Below are 26,781 nucleotides of genomic sequence, written 5' to 3' on the forward strand. Positions count from 1 at the left end.
GAGGAGGAAATGATGCTTGGTAAAAAGTGAAAGTTATCCGCATTATTTTCTATAGCCGGTCTTATTTTAATTGCTTGCTTTTATTATTTTCCAATTATGCTCATTGCCTTCATAGGTGAGCGTTAGATTAATTGTTAATGTTTAATAGCTACATAGCAAAAAAGTGTTAGATTGATGGCAGTCAATCTAACACTTTTTCTCTTTTCGCTAAGAAGAACTTTTCACATTTTGAAAAACATTAACAAAGAATAGTAGGACAGAAAGTGCAACGGCGATACCGCCACCCGAAACGAAAAGCTCAAATAGCCAACGTGGTACATCGATATAAACCATCATCATCCCAACTAAAAGGAATGGTAATCCAATATTGTAAAGCCAAAACTGAGCTTTTGCGAGCCCGGTCTCTGCGGCATCTTTAAAAATGGAATAAACTAAACCTATGAAGCCCGTAGTTAGCCAACCTACAACACCAATATGAGCATGTGTCGCCTTCCACTGAAGTTCAACAGTATAATGCATAAATAGGCCAAAAGCGAAAACCAACATTAAATAAAGAATTGAAATCTTTATCCATTTTGCTCCCATTGTAAACAACCCCTTTCCTGAAAGTGATTTAGCTAGCTACTATAGTCTATTCTTGTCAAATGAAAATGATGTCTGTCCACTCATGCGGAAGATGATTGTCGAACAATTGAAAAAACGCTAAGATTTCCTTAAAATAAAGGATATATAGTGTATTTTTACCAATAGGAGGAGCTATGAAAAAGAAAATTATTGTGATGACAGTGCTTTTATTCTTGTATAGTTGTGGCTCAGTGCCTTTTGCACAAGAAGCATGGGCGAATGAGCAAACGATGGCTACTAAAATCAACACAGTGGTCGCTAAAAATTGGAAAGACAATGAATATAGTATTACGGTAAGAGATATAAACAATGGAAATGTACTATACAATAATCATGGGGAAAAAATGATACGTCCCGCTTCTACACATAAATTACTAGTTAGTGCAGCAGCTTTAGATTTACTCGGCCCTGATTATCGCTTTGCCACAAAAGCTTATGTAGATGGACCCATTATAGATGGTGTACTACAAGGGAATATTTATTTACAAGGTGGTGGTGATCCGACTTTACTACCTGTCCATCTAGAATCATTTGCAAATGGGCTGAAAAAATTAGGCATTACAAAAATTACAGGTAAATTGATTGCAGATGATTCTTGGTTTGATGATGATCGTTTGGCAACAGGAATTGTGCCACAAGAAGAGGCATTTTCTTATGCATCCCGTATATCTGCACTCACGCTTTCACCTAATGATCAGTACGATGTCGCTAATATTCAAGTGAAAGTGACGGGCACAAAAATTGGCCAAGCAGCGAATGTTCAACTTTATCCATATGCCAGTACCATCCCGATTGTTAATAAAACAAAAATTGTGAAAAAGGGTACTAAATCGACTGTCAAAATTACGAGAGAATATGGCGCAGATCGGATCGTAGTCACAGGTAATTTACCAGCAGGATCAGAACAAAATACATATGTGACCGTTTATAACCCAACATTGTTTACGTTGGATGTCTTACGGGAAAAATTAATAGCAAAAGGGATTCACAAAATGCCTCTTGACATTGGGATTGTGCCTGAAAATGCACAACGAGTAGGAATTTCTTATTCTATCCCGTTAAAAGACATTAATTTCGGCTTTTTAAAGTTGAGCATTAATGGCATGGGAGAAATGCTGACGAAACAACTAGGCAAAGAGCTGCTAGGGGAAGGAAGTTGGTCCGCGGGTATTCAGGCAATTCGTACTTACGGCATGGACACAGGGCTTAATATGGAGCAATGGTACTTTGAAGATGGCTCTGGTTTAAATCACCAAAACCGTGTAAGTAGTATGCAGGAAAGTCTATTATTATATAAAGTTCGTCAGAAGCCCTGGTACTTCTCTTATTTGGAAGCATTACCCCATGCTGGACGTAAAGGAAGCTTAGTTGGGGCTACATTAGAAAAGCGTTTGAAAGGATATAATGTTTCCGCTAAAACAGGTTATATTACAGGAACCTATGCACTGAGTGGCTATGTTCAGGGAAAAAGTGGTAAGTGGTATATTTTTAGTATTTTAACACAAGCCAATAAAAGCTCAGCAATTGCAACGATTGATGACATCGTAAGACACATTGCAAATGAAATGTAAAGGTTTTCAAAAAGTTGAGCGAACTAGTTTAAAATAATATTATTTAGTGTTAAACTATTCATCGGATTAAGAAAAGGAGATGTTATCCATGGGAAAATTACAAGATAAAGTAGTTATTATTACTGGCGGTGCTGGTGGTATCGGTAGTGGTATGGCAAAAGCGATGGTAAAAGAAGGCGCAATCGTAGCGATTGTTGATTTAAACGAAGAAACAGGGAAAGCAATGGAAAAAGAATTGCAACAAATTTCTCCAAAATCAACGTTTTTACAAGCAAATTTAATGGATCGTGCTAATTTGCATAAAATTATCGATACAGTTGTAGAAAAATACGGTAAACTAGATGTATTAGTAAATAATGCACATGCTTCAAAACAAGCATCTATTGAAGATACAACACAAGCTGATTTAGATTTATCATTTGATACTGGTTTCTATCCAACATTCTATTTAATGCAAGCAGCATTACCACACTTAAAAGAAACAAAAGGAAATGTTATTAACTTTGCTTCAGGTGCCGGACTTGCTGGTCATGAAACACAAGGTGCTTATGCGGCTGCAAAAGAAGCAATCCGCGGTATTTCTCGTGTAGCAGCAAATGAATGGGGACGTTTCGGTATTAATGTAAACCTAATCAGCCCAATTGCAAATTCACCAGGTGTACAAGCATGGGCAAAAGCACAACCAGAATATTACGAAGAAGTTAAAAATAAAATTCCTATGGGACGCTTTGGCGATGTGGAAGATGATATCGGCCGCGTAGCAGTATTTTTAGCATGTGAGGATTCTCAATACATTACTGGTCAAACAATTATGGTTGACGGTGGTTCTCTAATGCTTCGCTAATATTCTCGGCTGTTCGAGGAGGATTAGTTTTGAAACAAACAAGTATTTTTAGACTCATTCATATGATTGATCAGATGAATAACGCCAATATTATACGTTTTACGAAAGAATTTCCCTACCCGTTAGGTGTTTCTCCGATTTTAGTTTTAAGCGAACTAAAACAAAAGGGGCCGCAAAGACAGGCGGAGTTGGCGGAAACGATTGGGTATACGAAAGGGGCTATGACTAGTATTGCTGAAAAATTAGTAAAACTAGGCTTAGCAGAAAGACTATACGATGAAAACGACCGTCGTACTATTCGTCTACAAATAACGGAAGAGGGTAAAAATGCTTTTAGCAAAGCACAAGATGTAGGGAAAGATGTCTTTATTCAACTATTTGAAGTACTCAATGAAGAAGAAATTGAACAATACCTGTTAATTTTGGAAAAGTTAGTACAAGGAATAAAGGACAGAAATCAATAACCTTCAAGCTTACACTATAGACAAAATATTTCGAGGAGTTTTTTCTCGAGATATTTTGTTTTTTTTCGTTTGATGATTGAAGTTACGACTACACTTAGCAGAAGCAATATTTATTTCCATCTAGTAAATGCCTCTTATGGTTATCTGAGGTTTCATTCAGATACATACCACTACTACATAAAAATTACACACAATCATAATTATTGCTGAATATTTTTACCCATCTCTTTTGATGCAAAATATTGGTCTTTATTTGGAAAATTTCATAAAATCGACAAAAATACCTTTATAATTTACAGAAAATTTGCTATTCTAAACGTTACACCAAGGGGTTTTTCACAGACATAACGAATTTTTACACTAAAGGGGAATAATGATAGACATGTCGATTAAATTAAAACTTTATTTTGCTTTTGCACTATTATTTATTAGTATTATTGGTATTTCTATTAAAGGATATATGGACTTAACGAATATGAAAAATGAGTATAACCATATTCTTGCATCACGTGTAGAACAAATTTATATCGCATCCGATTTACAAAGTAATACAAAGCAACAAAGTATATATATTGAACAGTATATTGAAAATAGCAACGAGGAGACGTTAGAAAAGTTTCGTAGTACCCAACTGAAAATTCAAACGGGTATCGGTCAGTTACATGATATGATAGAAGATGAACAATTGTTGGAAGTAAACAACAAAATGCAAGAAGGCAAAAAAGCTTTTGATAAAGTTGCAGAGACAATTATTTCAGCTGTCGAGGCAGGCGATGTATCGACTGCACAAGCTTTATATGATAAGCATTTATGGCGACTTAGTTTAATGAGCAGTATAGCTACTGAAATGCTGGCATTTAATAAAATGAAATTTTCAGAGGTTGCCACAAATGCAGAGCAAAAAGTACATAAAAGTGCGATAACTGCTATTGTAATTGGCTTTATTACAGTAGGGATATGTTTGTTTTTTAGTATGCTAACAGCGATGAAAATTGCAAACCCATTGAAGCGCATGGCAAATGCTGTTAAACAGATTGCACAAGGCGATTTAACGATACCAGATCTACAAGTAAAATCGAAAGACGAGATTGGAACATTAGCAAACGCTTTCAACGATATGAAGCAATCCATCCAAATATTAATTCGAACGTCTGGTGAAACGGCTAGTGAGCTCTCTGCTGTGGCAGAAGAATTGTCTGCAAGTACAACGCAAGTAACAGCTACATCGAATTACGTAGCGACTACCGTAGAAGATATTGCAACAGGCTCTAAAATCTCTTCCACTGTTTCCAATGAAGCCTCACTGGCAATAAATGAATCAACGGAAGGGATTCAGCAAATTGCTGATGCCACGTATTCGGTCCTTGGCAAGGCAAAGCAAACAAAGGAAACAGCTGATGCAGGACAAGTTACGATTGAGCATGCGCAGCAGCAAATGGATATCATCTATCAGTCCACGAAAGAAACAACAGCGTTAATTGCTAGGCTAACGAAACAATCCGAAGAAATTCAAAATATCACAAAAGTGATTACTGATATTACCGAACAGACTAATTTACTTGCATTAAATGCTGCGATTGAGGCGGCACGTGCTGGAGAGCATGGTAAAGGATTTGCCGTGGTAGCAGATGAAGTACGCAAATTAGCTAGCCAGTCAAAAGATTCTGCACAGACTATCGTGCAACTTACATCCGATATTTTACTGGAAACAAAAAATGTAGAAGTCGCTGTTTTACATGGTCAAACAACGGTCGAGCAAGGGGTAGAGGTCATTGTCCAGGCAGGTACAGCGTTTAGTAAGATTGTCAATGCAATCGAGGAAATGACGCAGGAAGTAACATCCGTTACTGAGATTACGCAAGAGATGTCAGCATCCTCAGAAGAAATTTCAGCATCAATTCAAGAATTAAATGGGCATGTTCGGAAGAATGCGCAAGGCACAGCGGAAGTGGCACAGCAAATAGTTAATCAAGTAGCTTCCCTTCAGGAAATAAACAATATTTCAGCAAGTCTAAATGATAAAGCATTGGAATTAACAAATAGTATTTCTAGCTTTACATATTGATAATTGGCAAATACTAGTGTACGTCTTATTTTCGCCCAATATGCATATAAATAGACTATATAAACTTTTTTCCAACCTAAAACGTCAAAAAAGAGGGACATTATTTTTAAAAAGCTAGAGAGGACTTAAGAATGGAAAAAAATATGAAGCGTTCAAAAGAAAAAAAGAGCAAGAAGAAAATATGGCTTTGGATAGTAGGGAGTCTGTTAACAATTTTTCTAATTTTTTTAGGCACTGCTTATTACACTATCCAGAAGACGATGAATAAAATAAATACACCATTAGTTGAAACAACTGAAGCTACAGAAAAACCGCAAAAAACCATTGCGAAAAAAGAACCATTTTCAGTGCTAATGCTCGGTGTTGATGAACGCAAGGATGATAGTGGCCGTTCAGATACAATGATTGTCATAACGGTCAATCCCGAAAAACAAACGATGAAAATGCTAAGTATCCCTCGTGATACAAGAACCGAAATTATTGGTCATGACACAGTGGATAAGATTAACCATGCATATGCATTTGGAGGCGTACCAATGGCCATGGATACGGTTGAAAATTTTTTGGATATCCCGCTAGATTATTACGTGTTCATTAATATGGAGGGCTTCTTGCAAATTATTGATACACTTGGCGGCGTTACGATTAACAATGATATGGATTTAACTTACGATTCGTACCATTATCCTGAGGGACAACTAACATTAAATGGTGATGAAGCGCTTATTTTTTCACGAATCCGTTATGAAGATCCGCGCGGTGACTTTGGTCGTCAAATTCGTCAACGACAAATTATTGAAGCAGTGATGAAAAAGGCTTCCACACCGTCCGTATTATTAAAGGCAACAGATATGCTAGATGTTGTCGGAGATAATGTGCGCATGAATTTTACGGTGAAAGATTTAATTCAATTGCAAAGTATATATAAAAAAATGGATAGCAATATTGAACAGTTATCATTTGAGGCAGAAGGGGGAAAGAAGATTGACCATATTTGGTACTATATTCCCGATGAAACCGAGCTGCAAAAAATACAAACAGAGTTAAAAACACACTTACAATAAATGGGTATTTTTCGGGCGTTCGTTTGGCTACAATAGTTGTAAATAAAGTGCTTTCGAAGGGAGAGAGATGAATGAATGGGAGGACCCAGGTGCTTAGGTATACAGCATTAAATAATTGCATGCAAAGCTATGTACCGAAACGTAAAGTACAAAAAAGTCCAATCAATCTCATGGTCAAACAGCTACAACTATTTTGTTTTAAAATTTTTATGTAAGACTAAAAAATCATTCAGGTAGGATGCATGCCTAGTTGAATGATTTTTTTAGTGAATTAAAGGACAAGCAATATTTTATTTCGTTTGAAATATCAGAAAATTAAGTGTATAATAAAGTAAAGAAATGGTTGAGGGAGTGATTGTGATGATTTTTGGTACGATTTTATTAGCCATCGCCTTGCCGATTGGAATACTATTAGCAGTAGATTTATTCAACGAACAGCATCACTCTACTACATAACGACCCATTTCTGAAATAAAATCTATGAATCCATAACTTCTCATGCCATAACAACATAAAGTGTTAGATTGATTACAGTCAATCTAACACTTTTTCTCTTGTGCACAGCACATTTTATATGTTAAAGAAACATTTTTTGTTATTATTCGTCAATAGTCATGAGAAAATGCTATACTATAAAAAAAAGTATCGGGGTATGAGTATGCAAGCAGAAAAAACAAATATTAAAAAAGAAATATTATCCTACATTAAAATTATTGTTATTACAGCCATTGTTGTCCTGGGCTGTAAGCAATTTTTATTTGCACCGATAAAAGTACAAGGTGCTTCTATGTATCCAACATACGAAGATAAGGATATTATTATTGTTAGTAAAACTAGTAAAATTGAACGTTTTGACCAAATTGTTTTTCAATCACCGACTGAGGATGAATTATATATTAAACGTGTAATAGGACTTCCAGGGGATACAGTGGAAATGAAAGATGATGTTTTGTATGTCAATGGCAAGGCTTATAAAGAAGATTATGTCAATCGTCAAACAGATGATCCGAGTCAATTACGTATTACGGAAAATTTCACTTTAGAAGGTTTAACGAATGAGAAAAAAGTACCTGAAGGTAAATATTTTGTAATGGGTGACAATCGCCTAAAAAGTTATGATAGTCGCCATTATGGCTTAATTGGAAAAGATGCCATTTTTGGTGAAGCCAAATTAACGGTTTATCCGTTTAAGCACTTTCATATTGGCCGTGAATAGCCAATCACTCTATAATCCAGGAGGCAGCTCAATAAAAATTGGGCTTGCCTCTTTATTTTGTAGTTAAGGCTTTACAAACTTTATAGGTAGGATAATAGGCGCAAACTTCGGAATCTTCCACCGTTTCTTTTATTGGGCTTTGTTGCTTGTCCAATTGGGAAAATGGTTGATCGATTGAAAGTTCTTCTACTACTAGTTCGGTGCCATAAAATAGCATTAAAAAATAGCATACTAAACCAAATATACGCAAACAATCACCCCATCGTTATATCATTTACTATATTATTTATGGTCCAAAAACAAAAAATATAAGCGAAATTTCAAAAAAATTAAGCTGAATAGAAAAATCTTGTATCGTCAAAATCAATATGCTAATATAGCTAAAGAAAATAATGAACTGTATAACCTCAATAATATGGATTGAGGGTCTCTACCAGGAACCATAAAATCCTGACTACAAAAATTGCTTTTATTTTGTAGTCAGGATTTTTTTTTGTCCCTAAGCTACTAGATGGAAGTATGACAGAAAGGTGATTAAATGAATTGGAGAGTATTTATACTAGCGGCTACCACTTTTGCCGTTGGCTTAGTAGAGCTAATTGTAGGGGGAATATTGCCATATATTGCTGAAGATTTGCATGTATCGGAAGCGACAGCTGGTCAATTAATTACAATATTTGCACTCGTTTATGCTATATCTGCACCAGTCCTTTTGTCGTTAACAGCGAAAGTGGAACGGAAAAAGCTTTATCTTATTGCATTACTGATCTTTACGTTAGGGAATGTCATGACTTATTTAAGTCCAACATTTATTATCGTTATGATTGCAAGAATAATAACAGCGATGAGTACGGCACTCGTCATCGTTTTATCTCTAACAATTACAACTAAAATCGTGGAACCAAGACATCGTGCTAAAGCATTAGGGCTTATTTTCATAGGCGTAAGTTCAGCATTGGTTATCGGTGTTCCAATAGGAATTTTTATTACCGAGACATTTGGATGGCGTGCTGTCTTTTTAGGTATTGCCAGTCTATCTAGCATAGCGATGATATTAATATTTTTGTTATTAGAAAAAATGCCAGTTGTTGAAGTAGTGCCCTTAAAAGCGCAAATCAAGTCGCTAGCCAATCTAAAAATAGCGACAGCCCACTTAACGACTCTGTTTATGCTAGCAGGGCATTATATGCTCTATGCATACTTTACGCCGTTTTTAGTAGAAGCTTTTCATTTAAGCTCCTCCTGGATTAGTATTTGTTACTTAGTATTTGGGCTTGCTTCGGTTAGCGGGAATGCTCTTGGAGGTTGGTTAAGTGATAAAATTGGTACAGGTAAATCAATCGTTCTCATTATTGCAGCATTTGCCCTTGTACTTTTTGCTATCCCTTATACAATCGTTGCGTTCCCATTATTTTTAATCGTTACAGTATTGTGGGGAGCGCTTAGCTGGGCATTAACACCACCATTACAAACCTATTTAATTCAAACAGACCCTGAAACTTCTGATATTCAACAAAGCTTAAATACTGCTGCCTTACAAATTGGCATTTCAATAGGCTCTGCAGTGGGCGGGGCATTGTTTACTATTACAGGCTCGGTCATGCATTTAGCTAGTTTTGGAGCAATTTTAGTATTAGGTGCGCTAGGCTGTGCTATTTTCTCAATTAAAAGAGCATCGTTTTCAACTCGTAATCAAATAGATGGCAACATTTAAAAGTTCATTCGCAAGGTATATTTAAAAAAAGAAGGACTATGATTGTTGAAGCTAGAATGTAAGAGTAGAGAGGGAGGCTGGTAAATAAATGCAAGTAGATTTAACGGAATTTGAAGGATTGAATGTGAAAGTTGTCGCTACAGTTGATCATACGCTTTATCGCAACGTTGGTGCCATCATTTTATACGAAGAGGATTCACACATTTTATCTGTACGAAAACTGAAACGAAAAATCGCGGACCAATATATACCAACAGACGAACTCGAAAACTTTATTTTTGACTCTCAAGCAGATGCTATTAAATTTACGAGTAAATTAACAAGAATGACAGCACTTGATTATTTATTAGTTACAAATAGAGAAAAGCAACTAAGTGAATAGCTTTTAGGTCGTCTTGTGTAAAAGCGAGACGACCCAAGCTATGGTACAACTGAGACTACATCGTTGCAGGAGAAAGATACCATCCTTTTTTGTTACTAATGTCAATTAACTTAGCTCCAAGAATAGCATATCTCATATGAAATACACTGTATTTCGTCGTTAGATTTCGCTCGAAAGACATGTCCATAGCTTGACTAACTGAAATTAAGGAAGAGGCAATATTCATTGACAAGATGGCACTAATTTCACCATCGTTTATTGCGACCTTACTTCGAATCTTCGCAATTTGTAAATGTTCGTTGTCAATGGATAATGGCGGGGCAAGAACGCCATTGTTTTTTAATAATTCCTCTAGCTGTTTATTTTCCTCTTTTAAACATTGAATAAACTCCAATATGATTTCTTTTAAATTACGATCGACTGCATATTTGAAAAAGAAATGATTGCTTGCTATATAACCATTATTGACACCAAGTTGTTTCCAAATAGAAAAGATTTCCTTGAAGGGTAGAGAATCTATATTTTGTTTTGCCATTTTCATTGTCGCACGTCCTAACTCATTTTATAGTTGTTGAATGTGAGATTAGGATGGGATGAAAAAGGTTTTTTTATACATTTTAATAAAAAAAAGACAACTCAACGGTAAGTGGAGATGTCCTTTGTAGCAAATATTTTAATTTCACCTCAAGATCCACCATTTTTAAAGCTCTTATTTGTTGTTTTCACGAAAGCTAATTTCCAATCGCAACATTGCTAGAAAAAAAGCCCATAAAAAAAGCTTATGTTTATGGCTAATAAAAATAAGTAAACCTAAAGCAAGGCCTATTGCGGGAACGTATTTTGGTTGAATTGGAAAATCTTTTTTCTATTTGTGTCAGCAATATCACAACAGGAACGGCAATGACTGCATCCCCAAAATTAGTATGGATAGTTGGAAAGTACACCATTTTTTTAACCTCTTCTTATACGCATGATCCATAATAGATAGAATTCCCATAGTTAAAAGTTTTATGCCATGACCGATACGTACGATTCGCAATGCATTTTGCTTAGATGCTAGCTGCAATCGTTACTAGATACATTAATAATAAGACCCATGCTGATAGACGTATGGGTAGTGATAAGGATAAGGATGCAGGTGGATATATGACTGTGTTTGCAGTGGATTCGCTGGGGCAGTGGACAGTTGATTGCAATTATTGGCAGGGCCAATATAGGTAGAAGGAACAATAGGTGCCACTGTTTGCTTCCATAAGTTTTCATCTAAGCAATACGTTTGTGCCATAATATTTGATGGCGTAAACTTCAGAATATCAGAACCTAAAATAACTTCGGGTGTCGGTGCATCGAAAATAGCAAGAATATGGGTGTTATCAGCATTCGCGACGATATAATGCCACCACCCCTGTGGGATATTTGCCACCTGTCCGGACGTAATTGTATAGTTCTGAATTTGTTTTGTTAAAGGATTTAAAATGGAGACGGTTGCAGCGCCAGCAATACAATAAACAAGCTCCCCAGCATTTTGGTGATAGTGCGGTTCCACGACATTATTCATGCTTAGAAAAATGTCGAGCAATGATACATTTTCTAGCGTATTTAATTGCGCAATGCCAAGAATGTTAATGTAATTCTGAGCATCTTTTTTAAACAGAGGACTTGTGTTTACATCAAACGTAAACTGTGTAGATGGGGCTGTGTAATCAATAGGCAATCATAACATCCTTCCTACATGTATCTTCAATATCATAGATTATGACGAAAGGTATTTGTGCAGTATACGAATGCCTATTACATAGATGAAGAAAAGCACGCTAAAAGCATGTGATTCGACTAAGAAATTGATGAAGTGGTTAATTATGGTATAATTTGAATGGACTACTAAGTTAATGATCGTATTTTATATAAGCGAGGAATAGAGAATGAAGAAAATTGTAATTTCCATTTTAACGTTTTCCATCTTAGTAATTTTGCCTGGATGCAATAGTCGTCAAACCGTTTATCAACCAGAAGGCACAATCATTATAGATAGTCAGGATTATTTAATGATTCCAGGCGACTATAGCTGGAAGGAAAAAGAGATGGAACTTACTACTTTAAGTACTTACGATATCGAGGAATTAGCAGAGCAATTTGAAACATTAGAAGTTGTCAAGAATAATATTCTAACATTTGAAATTACAAAAAGTCCTTCATCGATTAGTGTCACGCAATATCATGAAGATGGCACAAGTAAAGTGATTGAAACAACAAATAATCAAATAACTATGCCAAATACTAGTGGAACTTATATTTATGAAGTGAAAGCAAGGTGGCCTGAGGGGAAAATAAACTTTGTATTTGATGTCAATGTAAAGTAGATAGTAGAGGATGTAACAAAACAGCAAAAGTGTTAGATTGATATACTCAATTTAACACTTTTGCTCTATCTTTCAGATTCGCGAGGGTGAATGCTTGCTACTAGCTGTACCAATCTAACCTCTTGTTTTTACGAGTAAATAAATAAAATATGGTGCCCCTATAATAGCTAGCACAATGCCAACCGGTAATTCTGCAGGTGCGATCATGATACGACTAATTGTATCAGCCAATATTAAAAGTAGGGCACCGACAAAGGCGCTTAAGGGAATAACTCTAAAATGCAAACCACCAACTAATTTTTTTGCTATATGAGGGGCAAGTAAGCCTAAAAAAGTAATACCTCCACCCACTGCTACACAGACGCCAGCAAGTAGGACGGCCACTATAATAAGTTGTTTGCGCTCTTTTGTTACGGTAATCCCTACACCGATGGCCGTTATATCATTTAACATTAAAATATCGAGCACGCGCGCCTTATAAAATGCAATCGGTAGTAGCACCACTATCCATGGCAATAATGCATATACATATGTCCAGGTACTACCCCAAATCGAACCAGCTAACCAGACGAGCGTTCGGGTGAAATCGTTTGGATCCATGCGAATCTGAAAAAAGATAATACCAGCGCTAAAGGCTGCATTCATACCAATCCCAACTAAAAGCATATGCGACGGTGCTACATGTCCGCTTTTATAAGCAATTACATAAATAATGAGTGCTGCAAGAAGGGCACCGATTAGAGCAATCAATGGCATGACAAAGACCGCTAGCCATGCCTTCGAAACCATCCATCCTTGCAAAAAAAATGTATATAACACTATGGCGAACCCTGCACCTGCATTAATCCCCATAATTCCAGGATCTGCTAGTGCGTTTTTAGTAATGCTTTGCAATATAGCACCTGATACAGCAATGCCAAAGCCAACAAGTATTGCCATGCAAATGCGGGGTAAACGGAAGTGAAAAATCGTTAGTACATTTTCAGCAGTGCCGTTGCCTAGTATCGTTTGCATAAAACTTAAAAATGAAATGTCCCTATAGCCTGTTTGTACACTGATGAATGCTACTATCAAAAGCAGTAGCAAACCGAGGATGATATAAAAAGGAAAACAATGTCTGTTTTTTCGTAGAACATGCAACATTATATACCTCTTCCATTTTTTCGAGCTAAGTATAAGAAAAAGGGCACGCCGATGATTGCAGTGACAGCACCGACCGGGGCTTCAAACGGGCTCATGATAAGGCGTCCAACAATATCAGCCACTAATAATAGACAGCCACCTGTTAGAGCAGAGAGCGGTATTACTAAACGATAATCAACCCCGATGATTGCACGTACAATATGTGGTACGACGAGACCAACAAAACCGATTATACCTGCAATAGACACAGCTATCCCGGTTAATAAAAGCACAGTAATTGTACAAAGCACACGAATGAACATTGTCCGTTGGCCCAGTCCAGTCGCCACTTCCTCACCTAAACTCATTATAGAAATTGATTTTGCTAATGTCATTGCCAGTAGTAAGCCGACAATCACGAAGGGCAATGCGATTTTAATATGTAGAAGTTGAATAGTAGAAAGACTACCTGCATACCAATAGCTTACATCTTTTGCAATATCGAACTTAAGCGCAATGGTAGTAGATAGTGCATTCAGTAGCGCAGAAATTGCAGCACCGGCTAAAGCAAGTTTGACGGGCGTCATACCATCTTTAGCAATAGCGGTTAACATGAAGACCAATGCTGCGCCAAACCCTGCCCCAATAAAAGAAAAGAGTACCAGGATAGAGAAATTAGGATTTGCAAACATCGCATAGGCAATCGCTAACATCAATCCTGCCCCCGATGTAACCCCTAATATAGAAGGGGAGGCAAGTGCATTGCGCGTTACCCCTTGCATAATAGCCCCGGATACAGCGAGTGCACTCCCAATAAGTAATCCTGCAACTGCACGTGGTATGCGCAACTCGTGTAAAATAATATGCTCACTGTTCGTATCATCGTAGGTCAGTAAACTATGCCATATAACTTGATAGGTTAAATCTTCGTAGGCTCCAAAACGAATTGACAGAACAAATACTATAAAAATTAATAGCACGATAGTAAAAAAACTAAAAGTTGAACGCGCATAATTGCGAGCGAACTTGTGCAATTTCCTCTTCATCTATGTAAAAACCCCTCGTATTGACATAAGATAGTTTTTATTTTATGTTTTAAATGAGAATGATTTTCAATATCAATTATAATATATTAAAATTTTTTGTAAAGCTAGGAGGATACAATATGTTATGTAATAAAATAAATTGGTTTTTGGCTAGTACTTGTATCATGACAATATTGCTAGTAGGCTGTGGTCATAACGAGGCAAAAACGACTTCACAAGAGGCGTTACAAACACAGCAACAAGTTGACAACACTACAGAACCCCGTACTTTAACTGACGCACTTGGCAATCGAGTAGAAGTGCCTGTTCATCCAAAAAGGGTCATTGCTTCTTATTTAGAAGATCATCTTGTCGCACTCGGGATTACACCAGTGGCACAATGGAGTGTGCGAGATGGCACAAGTGTGCAGGATTATTTGCAAGATGTGTTACAAGAAGTGCCAACCATTCCATATGACTTACCATTTGAAGCGGTACAAAGCTTTCAACCCGATTTAATTATTATGGACTCCGCCGCTATGGTCGAAGGGGACAAATATGCGCAATATAGCAATATTGCACCAACTTTTGTCATTGGCACCGAAGTCAACAATGATTGGCGAGATGAATTACTCGCTGTAGGTGAAGTATTTGGTCAAAAAGACAAAGCACAGCAAGTTTTAGATGTTTATAATGCCAAAGTCAAAGAAGCACAGCAACGACTTTATCATCATGTAGGCAATAGTTCAGCGGCAGCAGTTTGGGTTGTGGGAGGGAAATTTTTTATCGTTTCACAAAACCTTTCGAGCGGCGATGTCATGTACAATGACTTAGGTTTAACAGTACCAGCAGTTGTCCAAGAAATTTCTGCAAACGCAACAGCTAACTGGAATGAAATTTCACTTGAAAAGCTTGTAACATTGGATGCAGACCATCTGTTTGTAATTGAGAGTGCCGATGATGAAAGTGTCCAAGCATTAAGTGAAAAATTGTGGCAAGCGATACCAGCCGTACAAGCCGGGAATGTCCATAAGTTACCGAAAAATTCAAGTTGGTTATATACAGGTGCTATTGCAAATACGAAAATAGTAGATGATATCGTTAATGCATTAGCAAAATAACGAATGTCATGCTGTGTAAGGAAGATGGGCTTAACAATTAAAAGATATACAGTAGAGTTTGATTCCCTGTATATCTTTTAATTGTTATTGAACAATAATAGTTTTGCAAAATTTTTAGTACTAGCTACTCCTAAGTTCTCATTTTCTAAGATAGTCTTATTTATTTGTTCATTACTGTTTTGTAGATATAAAAAATTAGGAGGTTATTTGTAAAATAATCAAACCAATTACTGTAAGACACTTCTTATAGCCCGACTCACATTATTATAAAACACTATTTCGAAATTATTTATAACTGGTCTAATGCTACAAATGAAAGTAGCAACAAAAAATTTTTGGGACCTTGTTTCCATAATAAAAAATTTCTGTTCAGCAAGTGTACCTTCACATATCGAGCAATTTATAAACATATAAATAAAGGTAGTACAAAAATAGTAGCCGAAAACAATGATAGAATCGAATCTAGCAATTTCTAGACTTTCATAAAACTAATAAAAATTAAGAAATTCTTCAGTTTCTAGTTAGGAAAAAGTTAATATTTATATTCTATATTATAAAAAAAGGGAAATTACGAAACCATTTGCAGAAATAAAACGTATTGGTATTAACAGAACAACATTGAAGTAGGTGAGGATATGGCATATACCATTTACATAGTATTAACGAAGACAGGTACTTTATTATCGAAAGCGATAGGAATGTACACTGGAAAAGAGATGAATCATGCATCGATCGCCTTTGACGAGGGTCTTTTTGATATGTACAGTTTCGGACGAAGGCAGCTAAATAATCCTTTAAGCGGTGGCTTTTTACGTGAGAATGCTGAAGCGGGTCTTTTTGAAACCGCTGATTGTGTTATCTATCGCTGTCGCGTATCTTCCTACCAGTATTGGGAGATGGAAAAAATTGTCCATTATATGTATTGCAATCGAAATCGTTATAAATACAATTTTATTGGGCTATTCGGGGTGATGATGCAAAAAGAAGTACGCAGAGAACGTGCGTATTTCTGTTCACAATTTGTCGCTACACTTTTAAAAATAGGTGGCTTAAAAATCTATCAAAATCCAGCGCTTATGACACCTGATTGTATTGCGCAATTACCTTATTTAGAACAAATTTTTGCTGGAAAACTGGCACATTATTTACAAGATGTACGGCAACCAGCTATGTTGTATGGTTAAAATCATTTCGTAATACGAGCTCGACATTTTTCTGATATAATAATTGACTAGTAGAAGAGATGAGGTGAGAAAAGTGCAAATCATTATGGTGGAAGGTGTACCGTATGCTTGGTTGCAACAATTACAAAAATTGCATGCTCATGTTTTTGATGGTGCGCATCTAATGTTAGAAAAACTTGAAGCCAAAAAAGATTTATTGTGTATATTTGCCGTAGAGAACGGTGAAATGGTAGGATTTAAACTAGGCTATCCACATCCCGATGGCGTTTTTTATAGTTGGTTGGGGGGCGTCGATGAAAAGATGCGAGGTCGAGGAATTGCAAGTAAGTTGATGACACAGCAACATGAAAAAGTGCAACAACTTGGCTATCATAAAGTGCGTACATACGGTAGAAATGAGCGCAAAGCGATGCTCATTACAAACATTAAACATGGATTTGACATTCATTCTACTTTTGTCGATGATAAAGGGCGTCATAAAATCGTGTTTGAAAAATTATTGAATTGAGGAATTGAAGATGAAAGCATATTTAGCAAACGGTTTATTTTCATTAGGAGATCGTTTAGTCAACGAACGTTTAGCAGCGGCTATTCGACAAGCAGTACCAAATATTGAATTATATGTACCACAGGAGAACGATGCTATTAATGATAAAACAGCATATGCAGATAGTTTAGCTATTGCAGAGGCTGATTTAGAGATGTTACAAAAAAGCGATGTCTTAATCGCTGTATTAGATGGTGTCGAGATTGATTCAGGTGTTGCGGCTGAAATCGGAGCATTTTCTATGCTTAATCGCCCAATCATCGGAGTATTTACTGACGTCCGTCAACAAGGGCGAGAAAATATGATGAAAATTGAAGCGCTTATTCGAGATGGGATAGAAAATCAATTTGTCTATCGCAATTTATTTGTCATTGGTTTAATAAAGCGCAACGGTGTCATTACTACGTCAATTAACGATGCTGTTTTAGCAGTGCAAGAACTACAACCTTAAGGGGGATGGCAAATGCTTTTATCAACAACGGATGTTGTTGCAGGAAAAGTGATTGACAAGACATTAGGTTTAGTAAAGGGCAATTCAGTGCAATCGAGACATATTGGTCGCGATATGATGGCAGGGCTTCGTAATATTGTTGGAGGCGAAATGAAAGAATATGCTGAAATGCTTGTTCGCTCAAGAGAATTGGCCACTCGCGCAATGGAGCAAGAGGCGCAACGTCTTGGTGCGGATGCCATTGTGGCTATTCGATTTTCGACTTCATCTGTAATGGATGGCACTTCTGAAGTATTAGCCTATGGAACTGCTGTAAAATTAAAAGGATAACTTGAACAGGGGACTTCAGTTTAAACGAATTGAAGTCCTTTTAATTTTAAAATTATTGATAATACTAACAAAAAAATGGGTGCTCCGTCAGTGACGTTTGTTTAGTAGTGGAAATAGTATTGAACTAATTATCCCAAATATATAGAAAATTCATAGTTAAAAGGACTAATAATGTCCATCTCGTTTTGTATAATGAGAGGGTAACTACGTAGAAAGAGTGGGATATATGGTGGATTCACAACAGAATAAAGGCTATCGTGTCATATCTATGTTTGACAGATTGATGGATGGTCAAGGAATTAGCAAAAAGCAAGAAGCATTTACACATCAGGTTGGTGAAAAAACCATACAACGCGATTTAGATCAAATTCGAGCGTATATTGAAAAAGCTAAATTAGATTGTCATTTAGAATATGTGCGAACAGAAAAAGTGTACAAGCTTACGAAAACAGGAAATAATGTTTTATCAAAAGAACAAGTATTGGCCATAGTGAAAATACTTATCGAATCGAGGGCGCTATTAAAATCAGAAATGAGCGACATTATCGATAAGCTTATATCCATCGTTGCTGCGGATAAACAAGAGTTTATTCATAATATTATTTTAAATGAAAAGCATTTGTACGTGGATTTAAATCATAAAAAATCTCTTTTACATTTAATTTGGGTCATTTCAGAAGCTATTCAAAAGAAAAAAATTATTAAAATTGATTATTTACGTGAAGGAGAAACAATTCCTGCACAAAAAATATTGAAACCTCTCGGTGTTATTTTCTCCGAATATTATTTTTATTTAATTGCTTATGATAGTAAGCAGGAAAAGGATGTAACAATTGTTTATCGTATTGACCGTATCCAGCATTTTGTGGAGCTAGATAAGAAGTTTCAAATCCCCTACTCAGAGCGCTTCCAAGAAGGCGAATTTCGTAAACGTATTCAATTTATGGATGCTGGTGAGCTTATACATATTAAATTTATTTTTAAAGGGTATTCACCACAAGCAGTTTTAGATCGCTTGCCGACAGCTAAAATCTTATCCAATAAAGCGGGAGAATGCTTATTTGAAGCGGAAGTTTTTGGGCGTGGTATTAAAATGTGGCTCCTTAGTCAAGGGGCAGATATAGAAGTACTTGAGCCACTGGAGCTGAGAGAAGAAATGATTGAAACTATACAAGCGATGAAGCAGAATTATCTTTATAAGTAAGCCAGCTATTAATGACTAAAAATTAAACCTCTTGCCGACTATAGTAAAAAGGGGGATTGCTGATGTATTCACTGTCAAATTTTAAGTTATTAGTGGAAAAACAAATGGAAATCGATACAATTTATCAAAATTGTTATGAATTAAAAAAAACAACGGTTGCACCTAAAATCGCCTCTGAAGTTCAACAATTTTTTACAAGTGTTATTACGCATTTAGAGCAGCATGGATTTACGGTGACAATGGCATCTTCAAAATTAATAGCGCAATATAAACAAGCACAAATAACTATAGACAAGCATTCTAAAGACTTGGAGGAATGTATTTTTATTAATTTAAATAATTATGTAGAGGATCAGCTATCGATTATGTTAGACATTGAGTCTCAACAATTGGATCAACACAACTCAACTCATTTAGATGGCTTTTCATCGATCATAGAGCAAATAAATGGCAAATTAAATCATGCGAAAAACCTTCAAAATGCTTGTCAAGCGGCGAAGCTGATTTATAAAAACAACGAAAATAATATTTTCCATAGTGCTGATGAAGTTGTAAACTTTTATTTTAAATAATTGGAATTTTAAGCATACTAGGGAAACTCCTAGTATGCTTTTGTAGTTGTACATCGTATATCACTTTGTAAAAAGGATAATGTATAGCGTGTAGAGAATAGAAAGGAAGATAAGGAGGAATGACATGTTTCCGATTTTAGAGACTGATAGATTAATATTAAGAGAAATAACAGCTGACGATGTAGGGGATGTGTTTCGTTGTTTTTCCAATGATTATGTTACACAATATTATGGACTTACATCGTTTACGACAGAACAACAAGCGCAAAAACTAGTCGAAAGTTTTTCTAAAAGCTTTCAAGAAAAGCGGGGGATGCGATGGGGGATAGAAAGAAAAGATGTGAAAGGACTTATTGGAACAATTGGCTTTAATGCATGGTCACCTAATCATAAGCGGGCAGAAATTGGTTATGAACTACATCCGGATTATTGGCGCAAAGGCTATGCGAAGGAAGCGATTACGGAAGTATTATCGTTTGGATTTAGCAACTTGGCATTACACCGTATTGGGGCGATTGTTTTTATCGATAATGAAGGATCGAATCAATTACTAAGAAAACTAGGCTTTCAAGAAGAAGGAATTTTGAAGGATTATATGTACCAACAAGGAAAGGCGTATGATACGTACGTGTATGCATTGTTTAACAAATAATGTAAAGAGCCCACATTCACTATTCTTAGTGAGCGAGGGCTCATGACTGCTAGTACCTAATTAGTCTTTCGTCAACGTAACAAGAAAATGATCTCGATCGTTTTCTTGTTGTAACTTACTATCGACTAACATTGCACCATACTTGACAGTTGTCATGTCAGGATTTACTAAAAATTGAACATTTATTTTTGCGTCCTTGTTGTTAATAGGACAATTCCCCTCAAATTCAACAACATCCTGCCCTTTTTGCGTCTTAAAGTAAACCCAATAAGGATTTTGGCAAGCTGAAGCAAAGGCTGTTTCTAATGGTTTGTTACTATTTTCAATAGTATAGCTTTTTACATATGTAATATATTCATTATCCGTAATATCCTTTTGTGGCCCGTAATAGTACCAAAACACCCCTATAATGCAAATAGGTATAATCCATAAAATATTACGCTTATTTAATTTCCCCATATCCCATCCCCCTTAATAACCATATTTTATCATCTTCATCCTGCTATTTGCTAGCTCAATATAATATTTTCTAGTTTAAACTTTTTTCTTGTATATCTGTGCAACAACTGCAAGTAAATTTAAATCAATACTGTTCTCATACAATGACATTAGAAATTTTATATTGTTTAAAGTAAAATAGTGGTATGCCATCATAAACTCACTAATGACATTAGTTGAGTTTATATAAATTTTTAAAAGAAGATGTGATAATAATGGGTAAAATTGCTATTTTGGCTGAAAAACCATCGCAGGCAAGAGCGTATGCAGAAGCATTTAAAATTAAACATAAAGAGAAAACATTTATAGAGTTAGAACCTTGTTCAACTTTTCCGGATGGCGCTTTTATCAGTTGGGGTATTGGTCATCTCGTCGAATTGAAGGAACCGAAGGAATATAAAAAAGAGTGGGACAAGTGGTCACTAGATTCGTTGCCAATTATTTTAGATAAATACGAAGATAAAGTCGTTCGGACTATGTACACGCAATTTAATGCCATTAAAAAAATTTTCCACGATCCGCAAGTGACGATGATTTATAATGGATGCGATGCGGAGCGCGAAGGATCGAATATCTTTTATTCTATTTACAAAATGACGAAAGTACATAAGCCTGTAAAACGTTTATGGATAAACTCATTAGAGGTCGATGAAATCCGTAAAGGCTTTCAAAATATGCAAAGTAATGAGCGGGATTTGCTAATGTATCAAGAAGCAAAAACACGTCAAATTAGTGACTGGCTAGTCGGGATGAATTGCAGTCGATTATACACATTGTTACTTCAGAAGAAGGGGTTTAAAGGGAGTATTTCGATTGGTCGTGTGCAATCACCGACCGTTTATTTAATTTATAAAAGATCGCAGGAAATCGAGCATTTTAAACCCGAAAATTATTACGAAGTAGAAGGTCTCTTTAAAGCACAAAAAGGTATGTATAAAGGTAAAGCAAAAATTAAAGCAAAAGTAAGGACGGAAGTCGAGCAATTATTACAGCAGCACGCTATTTTGCCAATTGATAGTGGTCAAATAACGAGTGTAACTAATAAGACGAAGCGCATTCAACCACCAAAATTACATGCGCTGTCTACATTGCAAGCAACCGCCAATAAACGTTGGAAATACAGTCCTGCTCATGTGTTAAAGCTTACACAGTCGTTGTATGAGAAAAAGCTCGTATCGTATCCACGTACCGATTCCCAGCTTATTACGCATAATGAATTCGAGTATTTAAAAGAGTCTTTACAAAAATACCAACAACTTATTGGGCAAACATTTGCACCTGTTTTAAGAGGGCAACATAAACGCTATGTCGACAGTTCGAATGTTGGTGAACACTATGCCATCATACCAACAAAAAAGATTCCGACAGCAAAAGCACTGCAATCTATGGCAACAGATGAACGTAATATTTATTTTGAAATAGTAAATACGACGCTTGCGATGTTTCATCAAGATTACGAGTATGACGAGAAAATCATTTTAACGAATGTCAAAAACTTAGAGTTTAAATCAGTTGGCAAAACAGAACTTGTAAAAGGTTGGAAAGCACTTTTTACTGGCGATATAGAGCTTCAACCACGCGAACAGGTACTTCCTGTCGTTGCCCAAGGTGAGATGGTGCATAGTAAGGTAGAGATTATCGAGGGCACAACAACCCCTCCTAAGCCCTATACAGAAGGGCAGTTAATTACGATGATGAAAACATGTGGTAAAGCAGTTGAAGATGAGGCTGAAATCGAAGTATTAAATTCAGTAGAGGGCATTGGCACAGAAGCCACACGAAGTGGCATTATTGAAACGATAAAAAAACATGGCTTTATTGAGGTAAAGAAAAATATCGTCAGCATTACGCCAAAAGGTGAACTATTGTGCAAAGCGATTGAAGGAACATTACTTTCAAGTCCCTCTATGACGGCTAAATGGGAAATCTATTTAAAAAAAATAGGTCGGGGCGAAGGGTCTGCAAAACATTTTATTGATAATATAGGCAAGTTTATTCATCAGCTAATTGCAGAAGTTCCGAACAAAATCAATACGTTAACAATTGAGGCGGAGCAGTTTACAAAGCCTGTCGCAAAAGATATTGTGACGTGTCCCGCATGCAAAGTCGGAAAAATCAGCTTGCGAAAAAACTTTTATGGTTGCTCAGATTATAAAAATGGCTGTAAACAAACATTCCCTGAAAGATTACTAGGAAGAAAACTTTCTGAAAAGAATATTAGAGATTTATGTAGCAATGGCAAAACGGCAGAAATTAAAGGGTTCAAAGCAAAGAGTGGAAAACAATTCAGTGCTGCCTTGCGTTTAGTGGAAGGGAAAATTGAATTTGATTTTAATAAAGTGAAGTAAATTGCTAAACAAATGGAATGCAAAATATTTGACAAAAAAATTCATTTATGCTATAATTTACAGTTATAAAAATAGGTGATACAATGGGATTCTCCTGGCCAGGGGGAATCTTTTTTTATTGGAGTGATTTCTGTGAAAAAGAATGAAGCAAGTCTTACTTCCCTCGTTTCAGCATTTAGCCGAGCGTATCACGCGAAAGAAGATCGTCCACTTATTTTTAATGATTACTTAGCACAGGACTTCCTATTGCCCGAAGAATATCAAGCAATTGCAAGCAATATGACTAATGGCATTGCATTTTTTAGTCCAAAAATGGCTGACCAACTAAAGGGTGATAATGAAGCAATCTTAAAGTGGGTGACACAAGTTCAACTTTCTCCAACACCTGTTGCAAGAGCGGCTTACACAGAAAAAGTGGTACTGCATGAATGCCAATTAGGTGCGGAGCAATACGTTATTTTAGGTGCAGGTCTAGATACGTTTGCATGGCGACACGATGCATTAACAAATGTAACTGTCTTCGAAGTCGATCATCCTTTAACACAGCATTTTAAATTAGCACGTTTACAGCAAGCAAAATATGACATACCGCCTCATGTGAATTTTGTAGCATTGGATTTTACCAAGGAGCTGTCACTAGAAAAGTTGGTTACAGCAGGTTTTGATATATCGAAGAAAACCATTTTCAGTTTGCTTGGTGTCACTTACTATTTAACAAAAGATATACTTCAGCAATTAATCAAAATATTGTTTAAAGATTTACCTAATGGTAGTTCGATTATTTTCGATGTAGCAGATGAGCAATTATTTACGACAGCTGGCATTTTCAATCGAGTGCACAATATGGTTCAGATGGCTCGTGTCTCTGGAGAACAAATGAAGTTCGCATCTTCCATATCAGATTTAGCGAAATTTCTTGCCGAGGAACACTTATTAATTTATGAGCATTTATCACCACAAGCTATTCAACATCAATTCTTTTCCAATCGACATGATTATTTACAAGCGTTTGAAACCATTCACTATATCCATGCAGTAAAAAATGCAACGTAACTAACTTACCGCTGTTGTCTCTAAAATAAATTTATGCGAAAGAAAGCGTTTCCTCCATTATATAGAAGAATAAAAACAGCAATGCCATCTTGAAAAGGGTGACATTGTTTTTTTTTTTTGGTAAGTTATGAAGATCAAATAGCACAGACCGTATGATTTTCGCCGCATATCATAATGGAAGAAAGCGCTGTCATTATGTATAAAATAAAACAGTGATTGCAAAGAGATGTGGCTGTTTGATAGCATTTGCTGAAGAAGACGAGCTAAGGTGGTTTCATACCCTATTGTAGGAAGCTGATTTAAGCTAGTTCAAGCGAAAATTTTTATGATTATGTAACATATACGAAAAAAATTTATAAAAACCTTAACTATTTGCTACGAAATCCGTATAATAAATCAAACAGTGCGTAAATTGTCCATTTTCTCTCGCTAAATTGCGTGAATTTTTTAAATTGTATTGACGTAGAGAACGATAATTTGTACACTGTGTACATTCAATTGTTTTTTGGAGGAATACATTATTTTAAAAGGTTAGGATTTGATAGATATGATCGTATGTAAATTTGGTGGAACGTCTGTAGCAAGTGCAGAACAAATTCAAAAAGTCGCAAACATTGTAAAATCTAATCCGGCACGCAAAATCGTAGCCGTTTCAGCACCAGGGAAACGTTGTGCTGATGATATAAAAGTAACTGATTTACTCATTGACTTAGCGAACGCAGCAATTCAAAAAGAAAATACAGAAGAAAAAGTCCAGACCGTTGTGAACCGTTACAAATCTATAGCAGACGGCTTACAATTGGATCATACGATTTGTGACGTAATTGCTGAAGACTTACGTCAACGTGTGCTTGGTGATGTAGCAAACAAAGAACTATTTATTGATAGCTTAAAAGCAGCTGGAGAAGATAACAACGCCAAGCTTATCGCAGCTTATTTTAACTCTATCGGTATGCCAGCACGTTATGTAAGTCCAAAAGAAGGGTTGGTAGTCAATGATTTACCAGAGCGTACATTCGCATTACCTGAAGCTTATACAAATTTAGCGCCTTTAAAAGATACAAAAGAAATTATTGTTTTCCCAGGTTTCTTCGGTTACACTAAAGCGGGCATATTGCGTACGTTTGACCGCGGTGGCTCCGATATTACAGGCTCTATTTTAGCAGCAGCTGTTGAGGCGGAGCTTTATGAAAACTTTACGGATGTGGATTGTGTTTTTTCTGCAAATCCGAAAGTCGTGAATGATCCTGTTGAGATTAAAGAAATAACGTATCGCGAAATGCGCGAATTATCCTATGCGGGCTTTTCTGTATTCCATGATGAAGCATTAATGCCTGTCTATAAGATTGGGGTGCCAGTTAACATAAAAAATACAAATAATCCATCAGCCCCAGGTACTCGCATTGTACCGAGTCGTCCTGCGACAGGTCGCCCGGTAACAGGTATCTCGGCAGATAGTGGCTTTTCAACGTTATATGTGTCTAAGTATTTAATGAACCGTGAAGTAGGATTCGGTCGTAAACTTCTCCAAATTTTAGAGGATGAAAATATTTCTTACGAACATACACCTTCAGGTTTAGATGATATTTCGGTTATTATGCGCTCTAATCAGCTAACACCGGAAAATGAAGCACGTATTTTAGCGCGTGTGAAAGAAGAATTGCAAGCAGATGATGTTCAAATGCGTCATGGTTTCTCTATGATTGTGATTGTAGGCGAAGGGATGCGCAATAACACGGGTCTTGCCGCGCGTGCAGCTACAGCTATTTCAAAAACTGGAGCTAATATTGAAATGATTAACCAAGGTTCGTCTGAAGTAAGTCTTGTATTTGGTGTATTACAAGAATATGAAAATCGAATTTTACAAGCGCTATATGGGGAATTTTTTGCACAAGTGCAAGCATAAATGGATAAAATACGATAATTTTTAGCAAAGCGATGATAAAATTATCTAACAATAAAAGAGAGCTGTTTCAAAAAGCTATTACTCAATAGCTGATGAGGCAGCTTTTTCATGTTAAATGTGCTTTTCACAGTGGATGATTTTACGGTTTTCTACCAAACTAATAGGAATACAGTTTTCTTTTAGCCAGTAATACTGTAAAATCAAGTGCGTACATAGATAGGAGGGCATTCGGTTGAAAAGTTTTTCAATGGGTATGATTTTGTCTGTTATCGGAATATTATTTGTCTGTTTAACAATTATGGATATTTTACCAGCATCGACGAAATCAATGAAAGTGGTTTATGTTGGGATTGGCTGGATCTTTATTATTGCTGGCTCCATCATCCGCTTTAAAAATTTAAAGCAAAAGCAATAAGAAAAATATCAAGAAAATGAATGTTGCAAACGTCAAAGTTATGATACAA

At 36.2% G+C, this 26,781-nt stretch carries 29 protein-coding genes and 1 riboswitch; of the genes, 22 read left to right on the forward strand and 7 right to left on the reverse strand.

Going from position 1 to position 26,781, the window contains the following annotated elements; translation table 11 throughout:
* Nucleotides 1–207: 207 nt before the first annotated feature.
* Nucleotides 208–585, reverse strand: a complete 378-nt coding sequence (locus ACIQXI_RS04265; protein WP_402921948.1) for a hypothetical protein — start codon at nucleotides 583–585, stop codon at nucleotides 208–210.
* A 173-nt stretch (nucleotides 586–758) separates the two neighbouring features.
* Here ACIQXI_RS04265 and dacB point away from each other — a divergent pair, with 173 nt between their 5' ends.
* The 7 genes from dacB to lepB all read left to right on the forward strand — a co-directional run bounded on the left by dacB (nucleotide 759) and on the right by lepB (nucleotide 7,848).
* On the forward strand, nucleotides 759–2,195 hold the full coding sequence (dacB, locus tag ACIQXI_RS04270; RefSeq protein WP_402921950.1) for a D-alanyl-D-alanine carboxypeptidase/D-alanyl-D-alanine endopeptidase: 1,437 nt from the start codon (nucleotides 759–761) through the stop codon (nucleotides 2,193–2,195).
* A gap of 88 nt (nucleotides 2,196–2,283) precedes the next feature.
* Entirely contained in the window at nucleotides 2,284–3,039 is a 756-nt protein-coding gene (locus ACIQXI_RS04275; RefSeq protein WP_402921951.1) for an SDR family NAD(P)-dependent oxidoreductase, read from the forward strand.
* 29 nt (nucleotides 3,040–3,068) lie between these two features.
* Nucleotides 3,069–3,503, forward strand: a complete 435-nt coding sequence (locus ACIQXI_RS04280) for a MarR family winged helix-turn-helix transcriptional regulator (protein ID WP_402921953.1) — start codon at nucleotides 3,069–3,071, stop codon at nucleotides 3,501–3,503.
* Nucleotides 3,504–3,885: 382 nt separating this feature from the next.
* Entirely contained in the window at nucleotides 3,886–5,568 is a 1,683-nt protein-coding gene (locus ACIQXI_RS04285; protein ID WP_402921955.1) for a methyl-accepting chemotaxis protein, read from the forward strand.
* A 131-nt stretch (nucleotides 5,569–5,699) separates the two neighbouring features.
* Nucleotides 5,700–6,632 (forward strand): LCP family glycopolymer transferase, encoded by a 933-nt coding sequence (locus ACIQXI_RS04290; RefSeq protein WP_402921957.1) that lies wholly within the window; start codon nucleotides 5,700–5,702, stop codon nucleotides 6,630–6,632.
* A 360-nt stretch (nucleotides 6,633–6,992) separates the two neighbouring features.
* Nucleotides 6,993–7,088: a transcriptional regulator gene (locus ACIQXI_RS04295; RefSeq protein WP_402921959.1), complete on the forward strand. Its 96-nt coding sequence runs from the start codon at nucleotides 6,993–6,995 to the stop codon at nucleotides 7,086–7,088.
* Between the two features lie 202 nt (nucleotides 7,089–7,290).
* Nucleotides 7,291–7,848, forward strand: coding sequence for a signal peptidase I (lepB, locus tag ACIQXI_RS04300; protein WP_402921961.1), 558 nt, complete (start codon nucleotides 7,291–7,293; stop codon nucleotides 7,846–7,848).
* A gap of 52 nt (nucleotides 7,849–7,900) precedes the next feature.
* Here lepB and ACIQXI_RS04305 read toward each other — a convergent pair whose 3' ends face one another.
* Nucleotides 7,901–8,098 carry a hypothetical protein gene (locus ACIQXI_RS04305; RefSeq protein ID WP_402921962.1) on the reverse strand — a complete coding sequence of 66 codons (198 nt, stop codon included), beginning with the start codon at nucleotides 8,096–8,098 and terminating at the stop codon, nucleotides 7,901–7,903.
* A gap of 127 nt (nucleotides 8,099–8,225) precedes the next feature.
* Nucleotides 8,226–8,325: riboswitch (purine riboswitch) on the forward strand.
* A 61-nt stretch (nucleotides 8,326–8,386) separates the two neighbouring features.
* On the opposite strand from ACIQXI_RS04305, the gene ACIQXI_RS04310 reads away from it, so the two are divergent.
* Nucleotides 8,387–9,562 carry an MFS transporter gene (locus ACIQXI_RS04310; protein WP_402921964.1) on the forward strand — a complete coding sequence of 392 codons (1,176 nt, stop codon included), beginning with the start codon at nucleotides 8,387–8,389 and terminating at the stop codon, nucleotides 9,560–9,562.
* An 88-nt stretch (nucleotides 9,563–9,650) separates the two neighbouring features.
* Complete coding sequence (locus ACIQXI_RS04315) at nucleotides 9,651–9,944, forward strand: hypothetical protein (RefSeq protein ID WP_402921966.1); 294 nt, start codon at nucleotides 9,651–9,653, stop codon at nucleotides 9,942–9,944.
* 55 nt (nucleotides 9,945–9,999) lie between these two features.
* On the opposite strand, the gene ACIQXI_RS04320 is transcribed toward ACIQXI_RS04315, so the two are convergent.
* Both ACIQXI_RS04320 and ACIQXI_RS04325 read right to left on the reverse strand, forming a co-directional pair.
* Complete coding sequence (locus ACIQXI_RS04320; protein WP_402921967.1) at nucleotides 10,000–10,485, reverse strand: DUF3231 family protein; 486 nt, start codon at nucleotides 10,483–10,485, stop codon at nucleotides 10,000–10,002.
* Nucleotides 10,486–11,025: 540 nt separating this feature from the next.
* Nucleotides 11,026–11,658, reverse strand: coding sequence for a cupin domain-containing protein (locus ACIQXI_RS04325; RefSeq protein WP_402921969.1), 633 nt, complete (start codon nucleotides 11,656–11,658; stop codon nucleotides 11,026–11,028).
* A 208-nt stretch (nucleotides 11,659–11,866) separates the two neighbouring features.
* On the opposite strand from ACIQXI_RS04325, the gene ACIQXI_RS04330 reads away from it, so the two are divergent.
* The gene (locus ACIQXI_RS04330; protein WP_402921971.1) at nucleotides 11,867–12,304 is read left to right on the forward strand and encodes a hypothetical protein; all 438 of its coding nucleotides are present in this window, start codon (nucleotides 11,867–11,869) and stop codon (nucleotides 12,302–12,304) included.
* A 114-nt stretch (nucleotides 12,305–12,418) separates the two neighbouring features.
* Here ACIQXI_RS04330 and ACIQXI_RS04335 read toward each other — a convergent pair whose 3' ends face one another.
* Together ACIQXI_RS04335 and ACIQXI_RS04340 are read right to left on the reverse strand one after the other, a co-directional pair.
* A complete protein-coding gene (locus ACIQXI_RS04335; RefSeq protein WP_402921973.1) occupies nucleotides 12,419–13,447 on the reverse strand; it encodes a FecCD family ABC transporter permease in 1,029 nt (342 codons plus the stop codon).
* Nucleotides 13,447–14,472: a FecCD family ABC transporter permease gene (locus tag ACIQXI_RS04340; protein WP_402921975.1), complete on the reverse strand. Its 1,026-nt coding sequence runs from the start codon at nucleotides 14,470–14,472 to the stop codon at nucleotides 13,447–13,449. Before ACIQXI_RS04340 ends, ACIQXI_RS04335 begins: the two co-directional genes overlap by 1 nt.
* Before the next feature lie 119 nt (nucleotides 14,473–14,591).
* Here ACIQXI_RS04340 and ACIQXI_RS04345 point away from each other — a divergent pair, with 119 nt between their 5' ends.
* The 8 genes from ACIQXI_RS04345 (at nucleotide 14,592) to ACIQXI_RS04380 (ending at nucleotide 20,512) form a co-directional block, all read left to right on the forward strand.
* Entirely contained in the window at nucleotides 14,592–15,572 is a 981-nt protein-coding gene (locus ACIQXI_RS04345; protein ID WP_402921977.1) for an ABC transporter substrate-binding protein, read from the forward strand.
* Nucleotides 15,573–16,207: 635 nt separating this feature from the next.
* The gene (locus ACIQXI_RS04350) at nucleotides 16,208–16,756 is read left to right on the forward strand and encodes a hypothetical protein (RefSeq protein WP_402921979.1); all 549 of its coding nucleotides are present in this window, start codon (nucleotides 16,208–16,210) and stop codon (nucleotides 16,754–16,756) included.
* A gap of 73 nt (nucleotides 16,757–16,829) precedes the next feature.
* A complete protein-coding gene (locus ACIQXI_RS04355) occupies nucleotides 16,830–17,264 on the forward strand; it encodes a GNAT family N-acetyltransferase (protein WP_402921981.1) in 435 nt (144 codons plus the stop codon).
* Nucleotides 17,265–17,274: 10 nt separating this feature from the next.
* The gene (locus ACIQXI_RS04360; RefSeq protein ID WP_402921983.1) at nucleotides 17,275–17,754 is read left to right on the forward strand and encodes a nucleoside 2-deoxyribosyltransferase; all 480 of its coding nucleotides are present in this window, start codon (nucleotides 17,275–17,277) and stop codon (nucleotides 17,752–17,754) included.
* A 12-nt stretch (nucleotides 17,755–17,766) separates the two neighbouring features.
* A complete protein-coding gene (locus ACIQXI_RS04365) occupies nucleotides 17,767–18,084 on the forward strand; it encodes a YbjQ family protein (protein ID WP_402921985.1) in 318 nt (105 codons plus the stop codon).
* Nucleotides 18,085–18,310: 226 nt separating this feature from the next.
* Nucleotides 18,311–19,288 (forward strand): helix-turn-helix transcriptional regulator, encoded by a 978-nt coding sequence (locus tag ACIQXI_RS04370; RefSeq protein WP_402921987.1) that lies wholly within the window; start codon nucleotides 18,311–18,313, stop codon nucleotides 19,286–19,288.
* Nucleotides 19,289–19,350: 62 nt separating this feature from the next.
* Nucleotides 19,351–19,860 carry a hypothetical protein gene (locus ACIQXI_RS04375; protein ID WP_402921989.1) on the forward strand — a complete coding sequence of 170 codons (510 nt, stop codon included), beginning with the start codon at nucleotides 19,351–19,353 and terminating at the stop codon, nucleotides 19,858–19,860.
* Between the two features lie 124 nt (nucleotides 19,861–19,984).
* Nucleotides 19,985–20,512 (forward strand): GNAT family N-acetyltransferase, encoded by a 528-nt coding sequence (locus tag ACIQXI_RS04380; protein ID WP_402921990.1) that lies wholly within the window; start codon nucleotides 19,985–19,987, stop codon nucleotides 20,510–20,512.
* 60 nt (nucleotides 20,513–20,572) lie between these two features.
* Here the strand turns inward: ACIQXI_RS04380 and ACIQXI_RS04385 are convergent, their stop codons facing one another.
* Nucleotides 20,573–20,971 (reverse strand): glucosamine 6-phosphate synthetase, encoded by a 399-nt coding sequence (locus ACIQXI_RS04385; protein ID WP_402921992.1) that lies wholly within the window; start codon nucleotides 20,969–20,971, stop codon nucleotides 20,573–20,575.
* 254 nt (nucleotides 20,972–21,225) lie between these two features.
* Between ACIQXI_RS04385 and ACIQXI_RS04390 the strand changes: the two genes are divergently transcribed.
* From ACIQXI_RS04390 to ACIQXI_RS04405, 4 genes are all read left to right on the forward strand, one after another.
* Complete coding sequence (locus ACIQXI_RS04390; protein ID WP_402921994.1) at nucleotides 21,226–23,358, forward strand: type IA DNA topoisomerase; 2,133 nt, start codon at nucleotides 21,226–21,228, stop codon at nucleotides 23,356–23,358.
* Nucleotides 23,359–23,490: 132 nt separating this feature from the next.
* Complete coding sequence (locus ACIQXI_RS04395) at nucleotides 23,491–24,411, forward strand: class I SAM-dependent methyltransferase (protein ID WP_402921996.1); 921 nt, start codon at nucleotides 23,491–23,493, stop codon at nucleotides 24,409–24,411.
* A 547-nt stretch (nucleotides 24,412–24,958) separates the two neighbouring features.
* On the forward strand, nucleotides 24,959–26,317 hold the full coding sequence (locus tag ACIQXI_RS04400; RefSeq protein ID WP_402921998.1) for an aspartate kinase: 1,359 nt from the start codon (nucleotides 24,959–24,961) through the stop codon (nucleotides 26,315–26,317).
* 232 nt (nucleotides 26,318–26,549) lie between these two features.
* Nucleotides 26,550–26,732, forward strand: coding sequence for a hypothetical protein (locus ACIQXI_RS04405; protein ID WP_402922000.1), 183 nt, complete (start codon nucleotides 26,550–26,552; stop codon nucleotides 26,730–26,732).
* Nucleotides 26,733–26,781: the final 49 nt, after the last annotated feature.

The sequence above is a fragment of the Lysinibacillus sp. NPDC097195 genome (genome assembly GCF_044762075.1).
In the GTDB taxonomy this organism is placed as follows: domain Bacteria; phylum Bacillota; class Bacilli; order Bacillales_A; family Planococcaceae; genus Lysinibacillus.

Coding starts and splice junctions, on each gene's coding strand:
- ACIQXI_RS04265 (WP_402921948.1), bottom strand. CDS start 585: ATGGGAGCAAAATGGATAAAGATTTCAATTCTTTATTTAATGTTGGTT.
- dacB (WP_402921950.1), top strand. CDS start 759: ATGAAAAAGAAAATTATTGTGATGACAGTGCTTTTATTCTTGTATAGT.
- ACIQXI_RS04275 (WP_402921951.1), top strand. CDS start 2,284: ATGGGAAAATTACAAGATAAAGTAGTTATTATTACTGGCGGTGCTGGT.
- ACIQXI_RS04285 (WP_402921955.1), top strand. CDS start 3,886: ATGTCGATTAAATTAAAACTTTATTTTGCTTTTGCACTATTATTTATT.
- ACIQXI_RS04290 (WP_402921957.1), top strand. CDS start 5,700: ATGGAAAAAAATATGAAGCGTTCAAAAGAAAAAAAGAGCAAGAAGAAA.
- ACIQXI_RS04295 (WP_402921959.1), top strand. CDS start 6,993: ATGATTTTTGGTACGATTTTATTAGCCATCGCCTTGCCGATTGGAATA.
- lepB (WP_402921961.1), top strand. CDS start 7,291: ATGCAAGCAGAAAAAACAAATATTAAAAAAGAAATATTATCCTACATT.
- ACIQXI_RS04310 (WP_402921964.1), top strand. CDS start 8,387: ATGAATTGGAGAGTATTTATACTAGCGGCTACCACTTTTGCCGTTGGC.
- ACIQXI_RS04315 (WP_402921966.1), top strand. CDS start 9,651: ATGCAAGTAGATTTAACGGAATTTGAAGGATTGAATGTGAAAGTTGTC.
- ACIQXI_RS04320 (WP_402921967.1), bottom strand. CDS start 10,485: ATGAAAATGGCAAAACAAAATATAGATTCTCTACCCTTCAAGGAAATC.
- ACIQXI_RS04330 (WP_402921971.1), top strand. CDS start 11,867: ATGAAGAAAATTGTAATTTCCATTTTAACGTTTTCCATCTTAGTAATT.
- ACIQXI_RS04335 (WP_402921973.1), bottom strand. CDS start 13,447: ATGTTGCATGTTCTACGAAAAAACAGACATTGTTTTCCTTTTTATATC.
- ACIQXI_RS04340 (WP_402921975.1), bottom strand. CDS start 14,472: ATGAAGAGGAAATTGCACAAGTTCGCTCGCAATTATGCGCGTTCAACT.
- ACIQXI_RS04345 (WP_402921977.1), top strand. CDS start 14,592: ATGTTATGTAATAAAATAAATTGGTTTTTGGCTAGTACTTGTATCATG.
- ACIQXI_RS04350 (WP_402921979.1), top strand. CDS start 16,208: ATGGCATATACCATTTACATAGTATTAACGAAGACAGGTACTTTATTA.
- ACIQXI_RS04360 (WP_402921983.1), top strand. CDS start 17,275: ATGAAAGCATATTTAGCAAACGGTTTATTTTCATTAGGAGATCGTTTA.
- ACIQXI_RS04365 (WP_402921985.1), top strand. CDS start 17,767: ATGCTTTTATCAACAACGGATGTTGTTGCAGGAAAAGTGATTGACAAG.
- ACIQXI_RS04370 (WP_402921987.1), top strand. CDS start 18,311: ATGGTGGATTCACAACAGAATAAAGGCTATCGTGTCATATCTATGTTT.
- ACIQXI_RS04375 (WP_402921989.1), top strand. CDS start 19,351: ATGTATTCACTGTCAAATTTTAAGTTATTAGTGGAAAAACAAATGGAA.
- ACIQXI_RS04380 (WP_402921990.1), top strand. CDS start 19,985: ATGTTTCCGATTTTAGAGACTGATAGATTAATATTAAGAGAAATAACA.
- ACIQXI_RS04385 (WP_402921992.1), bottom strand. CDS start 20,971: ATGGGGAAATTAAATAAGCGTAATATTTTATGGATTATACCTATTTGC.
- ACIQXI_RS04390 (WP_402921994.1), top strand. CDS start 21,226: ATGGGTAAAATTGCTATTTTGGCTGAAAAACCATCGCAGGCAAGAGCG.
- ACIQXI_RS04400 (WP_402921998.1), top strand. CDS start 24,959: ATGATCGTATGTAAATTTGGTGGAACGTCTGTAGCAAGTGCAGAACAA.